14 protein-coding genes and 1 other RNA gene are annotated in these 16648 nt (G+C 35.0%); 12 read left to right on the top strand and 3 right to left on the bottom strand.

All coding sequences use genetic code 11. The features are described from left to right. Window positions 1-152 precede the first annotated feature (152 nt). From glmS to BHU33_RS00585, 10 genes are all read left to right on the top strand, one after another. On the top strand, window positions 153-1970 hold the full coding sequence (glmS, locus tag BHU33_RS00540; protein ID WP_054646452.1) for a glutamine--fructose-6-phosphate transaminase (isomerizing): 1818 nt from the start codon (window positions 153-155) through the stop codon (window positions 1968-1970). A 216-nt stretch (window positions 1971-2186) separates the two neighbouring features. After that, window positions 2187-2501 carry a hypothetical protein gene (locus tag BHU33_RS00545; protein WP_054646453.1) on the top strand — a complete coding sequence of 105 codons (315 nt, stop codon included), beginning with the start codon at window positions 2187-2189 and terminating at the stop codon, window positions 2499-2501. A gap of 71 nt (window positions 2502-2572) precedes the next feature. Then, window positions 2573-3616, top strand: coding sequence for a lactonase family protein (locus BHU33_RS00550; protein ID WP_054646454.1), 1044 nt, complete (start codon window positions 2573-2575; stop codon window positions 3614-3616). 20 nt (window positions 3617-3636) lie between these two features. After that, the gene (locus BHU33_RS00555) at window positions 3637-3879 is read left to right on the top strand and encodes a hypothetical protein (protein WP_054646455.1); all 243 of its coding nucleotides are present in this window, start codon (window positions 3637-3639) and stop codon (window positions 3877-3879) included. 289 nt (window positions 3880-4168) lie between these two features. Continuing rightward, entirely contained in the window at window positions 4169-5563 is a 1395-nt protein-coding gene (gene asnS, locus BHU33_RS00560; protein ID WP_054646456.1) for an asparagine--tRNA ligase, read from the top strand. Window positions 5564-5660: 97 nt separating this feature from the next. After that, window positions 5661-7064 carry an MFS transporter gene (locus BHU33_RS00565; RefSeq protein WP_056997663.1) on the top strand — a complete coding sequence of 468 codons (1404 nt, stop codon included), beginning with the start codon at window positions 5661-5663 and terminating at the stop codon, window positions 7062-7064. A gap of 92 nt (window positions 7065-7156) precedes the next feature. Continuing rightward, complete coding sequence (locus BHU33_RS00570; protein ID WP_056997662.1) at window positions 7157-7813, top strand: class A sortase; 657 nt, start codon at window positions 7157-7159, stop codon at window positions 7811-7813. 86 nt (window positions 7814-7899) lie between these two features. Further along, complete coding sequence (locus BHU33_RS00575; protein WP_056997661.1) at window positions 7900-9000, top strand: M24 family metallopeptidase; 1101 nt, start codon at window positions 7900-7902, stop codon at window positions 8998-9000. Window positions 9001-9158: 158 nt separating this feature from the next. Next, window positions 9159-10511 (top strand): FAD-dependent oxidoreductase, encoded by a 1353-nt coding sequence (locus BHU33_RS00580; protein WP_056997660.1) that lies wholly within the window; start codon window positions 9159-9161, stop codon window positions 10509-10511. A gap of 117 nt (window positions 10512-10628) precedes the next feature. Further along, on the top strand, window positions 10629-11750 hold the full coding sequence (locus tag BHU33_RS00585; protein WP_054646458.1) for an alpha/beta hydrolase: 1122 nt from the start codon (window positions 10629-10631) through the stop codon (window positions 11748-11750). 64 nt (window positions 11751-11814) lie between these two features. Here the strand turns inward: BHU33_RS00585 and BHU33_RS00590 are convergent, their stop codons facing one another. From BHU33_RS00590 to BHU33_RS00600, 3 genes are all read right to left on the bottom strand, one after another. Continuing rightward, window positions 11815-12957 carry an ArgE/DapE family deacylase gene (locus tag BHU33_RS00590; protein ID WP_056997659.1) on the bottom strand — a complete coding sequence of 381 codons (1143 nt, stop codon included), beginning with the start codon at window positions 12955-12957 and terminating at the stop codon, window positions 11815-11817. Between the two features lie 175 nt (window positions 12958-13132). Further along, window positions 13133-13499: a transfer-messenger RNA gene (gene ssrA, locus BHU33_RS00595) on the bottom strand. A 34-nt stretch (window positions 13500-13533) separates the two neighbouring features. Then, window positions 13534-14307: a Cof-type HAD-IIB family hydrolase gene (locus BHU33_RS00600; RefSeq protein WP_054646461.1), complete on the bottom strand. Its 774-nt coding sequence runs from the start codon at window positions 14305-14307 to the stop codon at window positions 13534-13536. Between the two features lie 118 nt (window positions 14308-14425). On the opposite strand from BHU33_RS00600, the gene BHU33_RS00605 reads away from it, so the two are divergent. Together BHU33_RS00605 and BHU33_RS00610 are read left to right on the top strand one after the other, a co-directional pair. Continuing rightward, window positions 14426-15601 (top strand): class I SAM-dependent methyltransferase, encoded by a 1176-nt coding sequence (locus BHU33_RS00605; protein WP_054646462.1) that lies wholly within the window; start codon window positions 14426-14428, stop codon window positions 15599-15601. Between the two features lie 154 nt (window positions 15602-15755). Then, entirely contained in the window at window positions 15756-16643 is an 888-nt protein-coding gene (locus tag BHU33_RS00610; RefSeq protein ID WP_054646463.1) for an ROK family protein, read from the top strand. Window positions 16644-16648: the final 5 nt, after the last annotated feature.

A 16648-nucleotide genomic window follows, 5' to 3' on the forward strand; every position in this document is an offset into this window, starting at 1 on the left:
TAAGATTTTTAGATTTTTGATTTTCAAATCGGACATAGACCAATTTTGCAAATTGATTGACATAAATCACTGCGAATACTATTATAGTAGTTGTTCCATAAATAAAAAATAAAAATAAACATCTATACCAATTTAAAAACGAGGTAAAAAATATGTGTGGAGTAGTAGGAGTTACAGGAAACAAGAATGCAACTGAAATATTAGTTAATGGATTAGAAAAGTTGCAATATCGTGGTTACGATTCGGCTGGAATCTTTGTAGATAGTAAAAAGGGTCCTGATTATTTAGTTAAAGCAACCGGAAGTATTGCTGATTTAAAACGAAAAATTGGACCAGAAGTCCAAGGAACTGCAGGGATTGGTCATACTCGCTGGGCCACTCATGGTGGTGTAAATATTGAAAATGCTCATCCACAGTTTTCTGGTGATGAACGTTTTTATTTAGTTCACAACGGTGTGATTGAAAACTTCCAAGCTTTAAAGGACGAATATTTACAAGATGTTAAATTTCATAGCCAGACTGACACAGAAGTAGTCGTACAATTAATTGATAAATTTGTTACTCAAGACGGTATGAATACTAAAGATGCATTTAACAAGACCTTATCGTTACTGGGGAATTCTTCGTATGCGTTCGTGTTAATGGATAAAGAAGAACCTGAAACTTTATACGTTGCTAAAAACAAAAGTCCTTTGTTGATTGGTCTAGGAAACGGATGTAATGTAGTTTGTTCTGATTCAATTGCAATGTTGGATGTTACGCATACTTTCCTTGAAATTCAAGATGGGGATGTTTGTGTGGTAAATCCTGATAGTGTATTTGTCGATGATAAGGATGGCAATACAGTTGAACGAGAAACTTTTGAAGTTGATGTTGATCCAAGTGCATCTGACAAAGGGACTTATCCATACTACATGTTAAAAGAAATTGATGAACAACCAAATGTAATGCGTAAACTTTCCGCCCGTTATCTTGATCTTGACGGCAATCCTATGATTGATCCTAAATTATTATCAGAAATCAAGGATTCAGACCGAATTTACATTGTTGGGGCTGGAACTAGTTACCACGCCGGCTTAGTTGGTAAAATTCAATTAGAAAAACTAACTGGAATTCCAACTGAAGTTCATGTTGCTTCTGAATTTGCATACGAACATCCAATTCTTTCCAAAAAACCATTCTTTATTTTCTTATCACAAAGTGGTGAAACTGCCGATAGTCGTCAAGTATTAGTAAATGTTAATAAAAAGAACCTGCCTAGTTTAACGGTTACTAACGTTGCTAATTCAACTCTTTCCCGTGAATCAACGTTTACGTTGTTACTCGATGCTGGTCCAGAAATTTCAGTTGCATCTACTAAGGCCTATACAGCTCAGATTGCATTAGAAGCCATTTTGGCCAAAGCAGTCGGAGAATACGTTGGAAATCAAGCTGCCAAAGATTTTGATCTTAAAGGACAGTTGGCTTTAGTTGCCACCGGGATGCAGAGTATTGTTGATGAAAAAGCAAAAATGGATCAAGTCGCCAAAGATTACTTTGTCGATGCTAAACAAGCCTTCTATATTGGACGTGGGATTGACTACACGGTTTCTATTGAAGCTGCTTTAAAATTAAAAGAGATTTCATATGTGCATGCCGAAGGATTTGCTTCTGGTGAATTAAAACATGGAACGATTGCTTTAATTGAAGAAGGTACTCCGGTGATTGGAATTATTACACAAGCAGATACTGCTGCTTTAACCCGTAGTAACTTGGCTGAAACTGCTACTCGTGGTGCTAAAACCCTTTCAATCGTTAGAAAGAGTTTGGCAAAACCTGGAGACACATTTGTGATTCCGGATGTTGACGAAATGCTTTCACCATTGCTTAGTGTGATTCCAGCCCAATTAATTGCATATTACACTAGCTTGAACAAGGGATTAAACGTCGATTTACCCCGAAATCTTGCTAAGAGTGTCACAGTAGAATAGAATTTTAATAAGAAGAATTGTGCAAACAATTCTTTTTTTATAGAGTTAAAAGAAGGTGAAACTTTTGAAATATACTAAACGTACGAAACAAAAGAAACATGACCGCAAAGAAGAAACCTGGCAAAAGTTTAAGGATCAGCAAAATAAATTAAGTGCCAATCGTAAGGGAGTTAAGTCCGTTACGAAAAGGCACTGGTAAGTACGAAAGGGAAAGCTATGACACAAAAAAGTCATGAAACGTTAACTTTGATTGAAGAAATTACTCGATTAGATGGTAGTACCTACGTTGAAATTAGTAATATGGTGCAAAATGGACGGGCTGAATTAGCGGCCGAACGAAAGTTAATTAAGCAGGTACGCATCTTGCAACTTAATATTCCTCATTCTGTCCACGTTATTAATTATGAAAACTACATTAATGATAATTTTACGATGCCAACCGAAAAATTACAGGAATTTGAAGAATGGAAACGAACTCCAGAGATGGATCAAGAGGTTCAAATGATTCTCAATGAAAATCACATTGGTTAAGTTGCAACCGTTTTCTTTACCAGTAAAATGGATTATGGGATAATATATGAAAAGACAGATGGAGGTTTGCCATGATTGAAAATTTTCTGATTGGAACATATACCAATAACCAAAGTAAAGGTATCTATCAAATCGAATTAGATACTGATAAACAAGTATTGCAAAACACTGAATTAGTTGCTGAAGCTGGTTCACCAACTTATGTGGCTGAATCTGATGCACAAAAAATTTATGCAGTGGACAAAGTAACTGATGGCGACCAAGTTCGTGGGGGGTTAATTAATCTCGATGGATCAACTACGCCTGCTAAAGAAATTCAGACCTTGATTTCTGAAGGAAGTAGTCCAGCTTATGTGACCGTTGATGAAAAACGACAAAATGTTTATACTGCTAATTATCATACTGGTGATGTGACCGTTTTTAACATTGAAGCTGATGGACGTTTAACCCAAACAGACCAAGTTCATGATACGGGAATGGTCGGACCAAAACCAGAGCAGGCGGATGGACCACATCCTCATTATGCAGATGTTGCATTTGACGGACGTCTCGTTATTTGTGATTTAGGACTAGATCGCGTATACTTATATGATATTTCTGATCAGGGTAAATTAAACTTAGTTAGTCAATTAACCATGGCTCCTGGTTTTGGACCTCGTCATATTGATTTTGTGGAAGAAACTGGCAAAGCATACTTAGTTGGAGAATTAAGCAGTGAGTTAGCGGTATTAAACTATAATGAAGAAACTGGTGAATTTTCAGTTCAACAAATTGTTTCTACTATCCCTGCGGACTGGACTTCACACAATGGTGGAGCTGCTATTCATCTATCTGCAGATCATAAGTTTGTTTACGTTTCTAATCGAGGTAATGATAGTATTGCCGCCTTTGCGATTCAGCCGGATGGAAACGTAGAGTTGATCCAGTTAATTTCGACCGAAGGGGAATTCCCTCGTGATTTTAATTTTAATCAAAATCAGAAATTTCTGATTGCTTTAAACCAAAATACTAATAATGCAACACTATATGCTCGTAATCCAGCAACTGGAATGCTGACTTTATTGCAAAAGGACTTTGAGGTTCCAGAGGGAACTTGCATTACTTTACGTAAATAAAAACAAAAGAGGTAAATACAATGTCAGAAAATGAAATTGAATCAATTATTGCTGGACGTTTAGATAAAATCTTTGAAGATTATCCAACTACGCCTCGTATTGAAATGCTCAAGATTGCATTTAAACAATCAATTGTCAAAGATGCTGAAATGAAAATGACAAAAGATTTATCAATGAATGATGCTATTGAACAAGCCTTTACTGATTTTGGTAATATTCGTCATCAAATTAATGCAGCTCTTTTTAACGATGAAGAAAAATAAATTGCAAATTCAACATTGATATTGTATATTTATGGTAATAATGACTGACATTGGTAAGAAAAGTAGTTTTAAGGAAACCTATTCAACGAGTTGAGGATTGTGGAAGCTCAGCTAGGTCTTAAAGCGAATAACACCTTACTTTCTGTTTGTGATGTCAACGGCTGCTAACCGTTATTCTTGCATGAAAGTGGTTTATTAATTTAAACAACCTGGGTGGTACCGAGAAGATCTCGTCCCTTGTCGATGAGGTCTTTTTGTTTTGTCATAAAATAAAACGGAGGAATTAAAAATGAAAAATGTTTTAGTAAAGGATTTATATACTAAAAAACGTGACTTTAGTGATGAACCGATTACGATTTCTGGTTGGATCCGGACGATTCGGGATTCAAAAAAGATTGCTTTTATTGAAGTTAATGATGGTTCATACATTAAAAATATCCAAGTAATTGCAAAGAAAAATGCATTGGCTAACTTTGATGATGTGGTGAAATTACCAATTAGTTCTACAGTTAAAATTACAGGTAAATTGGTAGAAACTCCAGATGCACAACAACCATTTGAACTACATGCAGAAGAAGTTAAGATTGAGGGAGTTGCTGATCCGGATTATCCATTACAAAAGAAAAAGCATTCTTTGGAATATTTGCGAACGATTGCACATTTACGTCCCCGTACCAATACTTTTTATTCTGTATTCAAGATTCGTTCCCTTGCTGCATTTGCGATTCATGAATATTTACAAAAATATGGTTTTGTCTATGTTAATACTCCAATCATTACCAGTAGTGATACTGAGGGGGCTGGGGAAATGTTCAGAATCAGTACTTTGGATCCTGACAATACTCCTCAAACTGATGATGGAAAAGTTGATTATTCACAAGATTTCTTTGGTCAGGAAACTAACTTAACCGTTAGTGGTCAACTTCCAGTTGAAGCATTTGCGCTTGCTTTCCGCAATGTTTATACATTTGGACCAACTTTTAGAGCTGAAGATTCGCATACCAAACGTCACGCGGCTGAATTTTGGATGATTGAACCAGAAATGGCTTTTGCAGATTTGAAGGATGTTTTAGATCGTTCTGAAGGTTTATTAAAATATGTAATTAATTATTTATTGGAAAATGCCAGTGCTGACTTGCAATTTTTAAATGATAATGTTGATCATAATTTATTGGAATTATTACATCATACAGTTGATGAAGATTTTGCTCGCATTACTTATACTGAAGCCATTGATATTTTGGAAAAAGCTGATGTTGATTTCAAATTCCCAGTTAAATGGGGGATTGATTTAAACTCCGAACATGAGCAATATTTAGCGGAAAAGGCATTTGGCAAACCTGTTTTTGTTACTGATTATCCTCGTAATATTAAAGCCTTTTACATGCGGGATAATCCTGACGAAAAAACGGTTGCAGCCGTTGATTTGTTAGTTCCACGAATTGGGGAATTAATTGGTGGAAGTCAGCGTGAAGAACGTGAAGATGTTTTGGAAGCCAAAATGAAAGAATTTGGGTTACCAAAAGAAGAATATGAATGGTATTTGGAACTTCGTAAATATGGTGGTACTAAACATTCCGGTTTTGGAATTGGGTTTGAACGTCTCTTAATGTACGTAACTGGAATGGATAATATTCGTGACGTGATCCCTTATCCACGGATTCAAGGAAGTATTAAATTTTAAAATTAAAAGAACGCAGATTTGCGTTCTTTTTTTATTGTCTAAGTTGGTATATAATAATCTTTATAAAAGATTGTACAAAAGGAAGAAGGAATGAATAATGGAAAAAGATTCGTCAATGAGTAGTTTGACCCGTTTTTGGTTCATCGTAACCATGTTAGTTGGAACATTTACAATGTCCATCAGTCAGTCTTCACTTTCAACCGCTTATCCAACTTTAATGAATTATTTCGGGGTATCAGCCGATACGATTCAATGGTTAACGACTGGGTTTATGATTGTCATGTGTATTACCATGCCAATCAGTCCCTGGTTGCTTAACAACATGAGCTTTAAGAAGTTATTTATCGGAGCACTCCTTTTATTTGATGTTGGTACGCTAATCATTTTTTATGGAAGCAGTTTTTTAATTGTGATGCTAGGAAGGGTGATGGAAGCCGCTGCCGTTGGTGTTTTGTTTCCATCTTACCAAACTGTTTTGCTAGAAATCACTCCGGAGAAAAAACGGGGAACCATTATGGGGGTAGCTGGATTAGTAATGGGATCAGCTTTAGCCTGTGGTCCGATTATTTCTGGAATTTTTTTAAAATTTACGACTTGGAGAGGATTGTTCGTTTTCTTCATGGTAGTGATTACGATTATTTTAGGACTCTCTTTTTTCGTGATGCGGGATGTAATGCCACGAATTGAAACGAAATTGGATTGGCTTTCAATTTTCTATTCATTAGGATTAGTGGGATTGTTGTACGTGATTACTGAGATTGGCAAGTCGGGTACAGATTGGTTAATATTAGGAATTATTTTATTAATTTCAATCATTATGTTGGCGTTGTTTGTTCATCGTCAGCTGACAATTCCAGATCCATTACTTGATTTGTGGGTTATGAAGAGCTTTAACTATGATTTAGCGGTTCTTTTAACTGGATTTTCATATATTTCTTTAATTGTTGTTACCATTATTTTCCCACTCTATTATCAAGGTGTCCTGCACGTTTCGCCCTTTATTTCAGGAATGGCATTAGTTCCCGGTGCAGCTTTTTTAAGTATCTTAAATCCGCTAACAGGGACATTAGCAGATAAGATTGGCTTTAAGCCAACGATGCTGATTGGAATGACGATGATTGTGTTAGGTTGGGGACTGCTTTCAATTTTAACTATTTCAGATATCTGGATCATGATTGGAATTGCGATGCTAATTGAAGGTGGTAATGCCTTTGTAATGATGCCTGCAGTTACACTAGGGGCTAATTCACTTCCTAATCCATTAATCTCACACGGAACGGCCGTAATTACTACAGTTCGTCAAGTGCTAGGATCAACTGGGGTAGCCGTCGCGACTTTGGTATTAGTTGATTTTACCAAGCATGCTTCATTGAGTGGTAAATCATTAGTAATGGCCAATCAATTTGGATTTCATGCGGTTTATTGGACGTTCTTTGGGATTGCTGTGATTGGATTTATAATTGCATTGTTAATTAAAAATACGCAAAATGATAGCGAATAAAGTTCTGTATATGCTAAGATGAAAACAAGTTAAATAAAAGAAGTCATTGATAATCAATGACTTCTTTTTCATCTAATAAGGAGATTATTTAAATGGCAAAGAAACAAAAAAAGCATTGGATAAAACGGATTTTTAGTTATGTAGTGATTGTTTTGATTTTAATCATTGGATTGGGACTAGTTTTTAATTCACAAATTGAAAGTTTTTGGTTAGGGATGCAATCCAATCAAAAGGTCAGCAGTATTTCTAAAAATGAAGTGAAAAAGGGTGAAAAAAAGCAGGGTAATTATGACTTTAGTAACGTTAAGTCAGTTTCTGGAAATGCCATTACTGAAAGTGAAAAAGCACGTAAAGAGAATGCCATCGGTAAAATTACTATTCCAGCTTTAAAAATTAATTTGCCTATTTTCAAAGGATTGGATTCCGAAAACCTTACGATTGGGGCTGGTACGATGAAAGCAGACCAAAAAATGGGTCAGGGAAATTATGTGTTAGCTGGACATCATATGAAAGATCCTAATGTATTGTTTTCGCCCCTTGCTAAGGCTAAAGAGGGTCAATTAATTAAATTATCTAATGCTAGCAAAACCTATAAATATAAAATCAGCAAGGTGAAAGTTGTCCCTGAAACAGATGTTAGTGTGATAAACGATGTACCTGGCAAAAAAGAATTAACATTGGTCACTTGTGCTTCAGGGAATCCTGGCGAAACACGTCGTATAATTGTAACTGCTGATTTAGAAAAATAGTTAATTTTATTTTTTGTGATAGTAACAAAATTGTATCTCATATCTAAAGTGCTAAAATATGATAAAAACTAAAAGAGGATAAAACGATGGAAAAATTAAAGCAATTACAAGAGTACGTGAAACAGCAGGGACTTGATGCAGCTTACATTAGTAACTACGAAGATATTCAATACTTTACCGGTTTTGGTAGTGATCCAGTTGAACGAGTTCTAGCATTGATTGTCTTTCCGGATGCTGATCCATTTTTATTCGCACCAGCATTGGAAGTGGAGGATATTCAACAATCTGGTTGGCCTTACCCGGTTTACGGGTATTTAGATCATGAAAAACCTTTTGCTATGATTGCAGACGAAGTGAAAAAGATTAATCCTAATCCACAAAAATGGGGCATTGAAATGAGTAATTTAACGGTTGATAAGTTAAATGCCCTCCAGGAACAATTTCCCAAGGCTGAGTTTAAGCATAACTTAACACCTGAAGTTGAATCACTACGATTAATTAAAACTCCAGATGAGATTGAAAAGTTGCGAGCTGCCGGTAAAGAAGCTGATTTTGCATTTAAAGTTGGTTTTGAAACAGTTAAGCCGGGGATGACCGAAGCTGATGTTGCAGCAGAAATTGAATATCAATTGAAGAAGCGCGGTGTAATGCAGATGAGTTTTCCAACCTTGATTCAAGCTGGAAAGCACGCTTCACAACCACATGGTGATACTAGCACAAACAAGATTGAAGATAATGAGTTGGTTTTATTTGATTTAGGAACGGTTCATGATGGTTATATTAGTGATGCTAGTCGAACAGTTGCCGTTGGAGAATTAAACGATACCCAAAAAGAGATTTATCAAGTTTGTTTAGAAGCTCAATTAGCAGCTCAAGCGGCAGTTAAACCAGGAGTCAAAGCGGAAGATTTGGATAAAATTGCACGTGATATTATTGATAAAGCTGGATATGGAAAATATTTCATTCATCGTCTTGGACATGGTATGGGAATGAGTGAGCATGAATATCCTTCGATTATGGAAGGAAACCAGTTAGAATTAAAAGAAAATATGTGCTTTTCACTTGAACCAGGAATTTATATTCCCGGAGTTGCAGGAGTTCGGATTGAAGATTGTGTAAGAGTTACTAAAGATGGTTGTGAACCCTTTACTCATACTGCTAAAACACTTCAACAAGTTGCAAAATGAAACTAATAAAAGACTGATCAGGCAAGGTTGATTGCTTAATCAGTCTTTTATTTTATGTAAAATTAACTTTTACTTAATTTACTTGTGTATGGTTTCACATCATGATATATTAGTAAAATAAATAGTTATTAAAACATCTTTGTGAAAGAGGTATTAATATGAAAGTTATTGTTGTAGGATGTACTCACGCCGGAACGTTTGCCATTAAAAGGGCAATTGCAGACCATCCAGATGCAGAAGTTACCGTATATGAAAAAAACGACAATATTTCATTCTTGTCTTGTGGAATTGCATTGTATCTTGGTAAGGAAATTAAAAATAATGATCCCCAGGGACTTTTCTATTCTAGTCCAGAAGAGTTGGAATCATTAGGTGCCAACGTACAGATGAAGCACGAAGTTACTGAGATTGACTCTAAGGCTAAGACCATTAAAGTGAAAGATTTAACCTCAGGAGAAGAAAAAGAAGAAACATATGACAAATTGATTATGACAACTGGTTCATTGCCAATTGTGCCTCCAATTCCTGGAATTGATAGTAAACGGGTTTACTTATGTAAGAACTGGAATGATGCGAAAAAATTGTTTGATGAAGCACCTAAGGCTAAATCAATTACAGTGATTGGCTCAGGATATATTGGTGCCGAATTAGCAGAAGCATATTCTAATCAAAACTTTGATGTTAATTTGGTGGATGGATCTGAACGAGTTCTTTATAAATACTTCGATCCTAAATTTACTGAAATTTTGGCTGAAGACTATGAGAATCATGGCGTTAACCTAGAATTAGGTTCAAAAGTTGCTGCTTTTGAAGAACAAGCTGATGGAATCATCGTAAAAACCAATGATGATAAAGAGATTAAATCAGACATTGCCATTTTATGTATTGGGTTTAAACCAAATACCAGCTTGCTAGATGGACAAGTTGATATGATGGATAATGGGGCTATCATAACCGATGATTACATGCATTCTACGAATCATGATATTTTTGCAGCTGGTGATAGTGCGGCTGTTCATTATAATCCAACTGGTCAAAACGCTTACATTCCATTAGCTACTAACGCAGTTCGTCAAGGATTGTTAGTTGGGGAAAACTTAACCGAAGATAAGACAAAGTATATGGGAACTCAGTCCTCATCAGGATTAAAATTATACGGTCGGACTTATGTTTCAACTGGTTTGAATATGGCAGCTGCTAAAGCACAAAACATCAATGCACATCAAGTGATTGTGGAAGATAATTATCGTCCAGAGTTTATGAAAACAACTGATTCAGTTTTGATGTCATTAGTTTATGATCCAGATTCACGTCGGATTTTAGGTGGCGCTTTAACTAGTATGTACGATGTTTCTCAATCAGCAAATGTTTTATCAGTATGTATCCAAAATAAAAATACTATTGATGACTTAGCCATGGTAGATATGTTGTTCCAGCCACAATTTGATCGTCCGTTTAATTATTTAAATATTCTAGCTCAAGCTGCTCAAGCAAAGGAAACTAAAAAATAAATTCGAGAGATTCAACGATAATGTTGAATCTCTTTTTGTTTCAGTTAAATGTTTAAAAACGTAATTATCTTTTATTTGGATTACACTAAGTTTAAAAATAAAAAGGAGATTTTTACAATGAGGACAAAAAATTTTTGGTCACCGACGACGCTAGATTATTACACCTGTTTAAATAAGATTTCGCCTAACTATGACTTTGCTAATTTTAAAAGAGATGATAATAATGTTTTAGTTTTAAAAAAAGCTTCTGAAATTTCTGGGGAAGTTGACCAAGCTTTGGTTAAGTATGAAACAAGTAAACAAGGGGGATTTGTTCCAGGAAGCAAAGCGACAAAGCGAATGACGAATCAAAATTATTCTCAAACAGCGAAAAAAACGTTGGCTATCAGAGCAGCTATGGGTTCGGAAAATTTGGATATTTCATTTGCAGTTTCAGAAACCGAGATTGATTTAGGAGATGTAATTTTAGAAAAATATGAAGCAGAAAATATCTCTAGTCAAAGCAAACCATGTTTTGTTTATTATCATGGTGGGGATTTTTATGGCGGATCAGCTTTAAACGCCAAGAACTTTTGTAAAAAATTAGCAGCTGATTGTCGTGGAATCGTTTTTGCGGTTGATTATCGTTTGACACCCGAAGTAACTGCAACACAATTGTTAGCTGATTGCCAAAAAGCGGTGACTTATGTAAATCAACATGCTGATGAGTTAAAGATTAATCGAGAACGAATTTATGTAAGTGGAGATAGTGCTGGTGGAAACATCGCAGCAGTTATGTCATATTTGGATGCAGCTCATGATGTTAATTTGATTAAGGGTCAAGTTTTAATTTATCCCATGGTTGATAATCGAGAGAAGGCGCATCAACTTGAATTAGGAGAAATGCCTGACGACCAAAAAAAATTGGTTAGAGATATGGATGCTGGAAATATTGATGCAATTGATATTTTAAAAGATATTTATGCTGATTCTGATAATCAAATGACGGATAAAACAATTTCTCCAGCAGCAATGTCAGAAAATGAATTCGCTAAAATGCCAAGAACAATGGTAATTGCAGCTGAATTTGATTGCTTAAATGATCAAGGATACCAATATGCATGTTCGGTGGCTAAACATCGAAATGATACCACTTATTTATATTATGGAGGAATGATGCATGCCTTTATTGATAAAGTTGGAATTGTGCCACAATCACAAGACGTGATTCGAGAGATGTCTTTGTGGGCTGAAAGATAATTCATAAAATTGAAAAGCCTATTACGTTAACTTTTTTCAAAGTTATTGTAAATAGGCTTTTTATTTATGCAAAATTTTGATTATTAAGCATTAATTTTTTGTAGATTTCAATAAAATTAAGATACATTTTAGTACTAATGTATTCGTTAGAACTATGTAAAGAACTATTTCCCGGGCCAAAAATCATAAAGGGAAAAGTGGGTTGTTTTCCAACTAAAAATTTTGCAGCATCAGTTGTATAAGTACCGCCAAAAGTTGGAATTACCTGATTGGTTACTTGTTTTCCAATTTTTTGTCCGCTTTGGACTAATTTATTTTTCTTATCACCATCGACAGGAGGTAAGTCCATCAATATATTTAATTCAAATTGATATTTAGAATCCTGTTGTTCAAGTTTTTCAATAGCTGTTTTAATTATTTTAAGAACGTCTGTATTATTAAATTCATCAATTGTGCGTGCGTTTAATTCTACACTTGCAGTTCCTGGGATTGAATTAACCTGGTTACCACCCTTGATAACCGTAAAATTAAAAAGAAAATCACCGATAGCAGGATCACTTACATCTACTTTTTGAATCTTGTTATTAATAAGGGTTAAAAGGTCTAAGAGATTTTGGACGGCATTATTACCAAGTGTAGGTATGGAACTATGAGCAATTTTACCCTTGGCCTTAATTTGAACATCTAATGAACCCTTATGGGCATAACAAATTCGGTAACCAGTTGGTTCTCCAATGACTAGGACGTCAGCATTTTCCATAAAACCTTGTTGGGTGAGTTGCTCAGCACCATATTCTCCAACTTCTTCACCAACGGTAATTAAAAGTTTAATGGTTCCATTGATTGGAGTTGCTGCTTCTTTAAGTTCGATCATGGCAATAATCATTGCAGCTACACCGCTTTTCATATCGCAAGCCCCTCGACCATATAACTTTCCATCTTGTTCAGTTAAGTCAAAAGGGTCAGTATCCCAATCACCACCAGCGTCAACCACATCTTCGTGTCCACTAAAAACAGTGACGGGTTTACCAGTTCCAATTTCAGCAACTAGATTAGCACGATGTGGGGCATATTGGACGAGTTCAGTTTCAATACTATGTTTTCCTAACAAAGTAGTTAGATATTGTGCGACTGCTTCTTCATTGTTATTTACGGAACGAATGGCAACTAAGTCAGCGAGAATTTTAATTTTTTCTTGTTTATTCATTGCGGTTCGTCCTTTCAATTGTATTTCTACTAGGATAACTGAAAATGGAGAAATGTCAATTGTTATTATAAAAGATTAACTTAATTTTTTTGAAGTGATTGTATGAATTTTAAGAAAAATAAAAAGCTTATTATATCAACGTTTCAAGCGTTAATGATAATAAGCAAGATGTTAAAAATGGAGTCGGCGGGATTTGAACCCGCGTCCGAGTATGTCGCCACCTGAACGTCTACATTTATAGATCAATTATTTAAAGTTCACTTTTCATGACGCCATTAATCAAGGCTAATATGAAAAGCTAATCTGATTAATCTCTTCTCTCTACCTCAGATGTGGGCAGAGGAGCGTGAGTCCACTTAAGTTAGGACCCATTACTAATCCATGGACGAGATTAGATGGATCTACGTCGACTGTTTTTAGGCAGCTAAGGCGTAAGAATTGTTATTATTTTTTGCAGTTATAATGAACTGGACGATTTAACGCATCGCAGTACGAAATGCAGTTCAGGCACGAACCATACCCGTCGAATCCATAACGACCCCGATAGATATAGAATTATTATATCATATTTATTGGTCAAATTAAATCAAAATGTTTTAAACCATTTACAATTCCGTGATTATCGTTATTAGTTGTGATAAATTCAGCATGCTCTTTGACATTATCTTTTCCATTGCCCATTACAACTGGATGGTCAACATAATCAAGCATGGGAATGTCATTATCACCATCACCAAATGCATAAGTAGGAATTCCTTTTAATCCGGCAGTTTGAATCAATTGTTCAATTCCGGTTGCTTTGGATGCACCATGGTCGACGATATCAATACTGAAAGGAGAGTTACGGAAGAAAGTTAATTTATCGCCAAATTCTTTTTCATATAATTTATCTTTATCAGTATTAGTAACAAACATCATGTCAATCGGATGTTCATGCCAGTATTCTTTATCAACTAGTTTAGGAATGGGGGCGTGAACTCGCTTGCAGGCTTCAATTAGCAAGTCATCATGTGCAGATGATGCTTTACCATGCTGGTCTAATACTGTAATCGAGTTACCGTTTTTAGCAGCAAAATCTGCTAATTTATCAATTACGTTTGGATCAATTACCCGAGAAAAGACTTTTTTATTTTGATACATTCCATAATCACCATTAGAAGCGACTACTGTATTAATTTTAGTTTTTTGCAATGTATCCGGGATTTCATAGAGAGTTCGACCAGTTGCAATAATTGGTAATCCGCCGTGCTCACGAATTTGATCCATAGTTGCTGCTACTTCGTCATTAATCTTTGAGTTATTGTCAAAAAGGGTACAGTCTAAATCAAAAAACAATAAATACTTATACATATTTTTTTAACCTCATTTCTGGATATCATTTTATCATATCATTTAATTTAAGTTCCTACTATTTAACTTGAAATAAAGTTACAATATAGTTATTAACAATATTTATTAAGGAGAAATTATGCGAGAAGTTGAAATTACAGGTGCAGCCGCAAGTAAGTTTGAAGGCGGCTACCCACAAATAAGTTTGAAAGATTTAGATAATGAAAATGATTTTACTAACAATGGTGAATGGGTTGCTTTAATGAAAGGCGGTCATTTTGTTGCCAGTGCTTATTTAGCAAAAGAGGGAAATGGGATTGGCTGGATTTTAAGTCGTAAAGAAAATCAACCGATTGATGAAAATTTCTTCACTAAATTATTTAAGCATGCTTTTAATCAACGAGTTCCATTACAAGAAAAAGGGTTAAGTGCTTATCGTTTATTTAATGGACAAGGTGATGGACTTGGTGGGCTTACCATTGATAACTATGATGGTGAAATTGTCATCAGTTGGGAAAACGATGGTATTTTTAACCAAAGACGAATTATATTGCAAGCAATTGCCAATAGTTTAGAAAGCTATCAAAATCTCTATGAAGTTAAACATTTTGAAAAGGGTAGTGAAATTAAAGCAGTTAATGGAATGGCACCAAATCCTCAAGTAGAAAAAAATATTACTGAAAATGGAACGATTTATCCAATTCATTTAGCTGGTGCAACTAAAACTGGACTTGAGATAGGCTATCGTGATGTTCGTAAGCAGATTAAGAAAAATTCACAAGCTAAAGTTGCTTTGAATCTACTGTTTGATCAAACTGGATTTGTTGCGGCTACGATTATGGGTGGATCAGTACAAACTGAAGATGTTGATCAAAACAAACGTGCTAAAACAGATTTAGTCCAAGAATTTGCTGCCAATAGTGTGCAATCAGACGCTCAAACTGTTCGGATTATGGATATTAAGGGTTATCTTGATTATGCTTCAAAACATGATTTGCGTTTTGATGTAATTACCATTAATTTACCAGTCTTCTTACGTAGTAAGAAAGGTAACTTTAACATTCGAAAAGATTTGAAAGAATTGCTTACCATCGTTTTTGCTTTAGCAAATTCACAAGCTGATATTTTCTTAACTACTCAAACTACTAGTGTTAGTATCCGTGATTTGCGTAGTAACGCTCAAGACGCTTTAAACAACACTCAACATGCTTTTATTGAAAAGGAAGTCTTTAAAGCACCAGCAGATTTTCCATTTGATAAAGAATATTTACGTGAAAGTCCAATTAAAGGATTATGGTTTAAGCTGCAAAAATAGTTTCTCGCTGAACTAGTTGATACACAAAGGTTTCAATTTGTGAAACATTATTTTTATGAAAACGATTACAAATGCGTTGCAATAGTGTTTATCGACTATTATAATATAGTTAATCAAAGAAAAGTTAAGAAGACATCCAAGGAGGATGATGATTATGCTATATGGAAGTATTGAAGCAGGTGGAACTAAATTTGTTTGTGCTGTTGGTGATGAAAATTTCAATGTAATTGACCAAACTCAATTTCCTACCACTACTCCAGATGAAACTCTAGCTAGAGTAATTAAATATTTTAAAAAATTTGATCATATTGATGCTTTTGGGATTGCTTCATTTGGACCCATTGATGTTGATAAAGATTCAGAAACTTATGGTTGGATTATTAAAACACCTAAAAAAGGTTGGAGTAATATCGACTTTTTAGGCAAAATGAAAGAAAATTTTGATGTTCCTATGTACTGGACTACTGATGTTAATGGATCAGCTTATGGCGAATATATTAGTGCTAAAAAAAATGATGAATCTATTAAATCAGTCGCTTATATCACAATCGGAACCGGGATTGGAATGGGTGCCGTAATTAACGGTGAATTCCTTGGTGTAGAAGGCACTCCAGAATTTGGTCATATTAAAGTTAAACGTCATCGTGACGACTTAGATTTTAAGGGAATATGTCCATGGCATGGAGACTGTCTTGAAGGGGTTGCTTCTGGTCCTACTTTTGAAGCTCGAAACGGAGTTAAAGGAATTGATACCCCAATCGTTGATCCAACTTGGGACATCATTGCATATTATGTTGCTCAAGCTGTTATTGATTTAACCGTAACATTTAGACCTAACAAAGTAATTTTAGGTGGTGGAGTTTGTACGCCTGATTTTATTGCTAAGGTAAGAGCTCAATTTACTTTACTATTTAATAACTATCTAAATGTTGGTTCATTGGAAAAATACATTACTGCTCCTGAAATTGCTCATAATGGATCAGCAACTTTCGGTGATTTTGTTTTAGCACAAAAGGCAATTGACGAACAAAAAAACGATTAATTAAT

The organism is Fructilactobacillus lindneri DSM 20690 = JCM 11027, assembly GCF_002907375.1.
Taxonomy (GTDB): Bacteria; Bacillota; Bacilli; order Lactobacillales; family Lactobacillaceae; genus Fructilactobacillus; species Fructilactobacillus lindneri.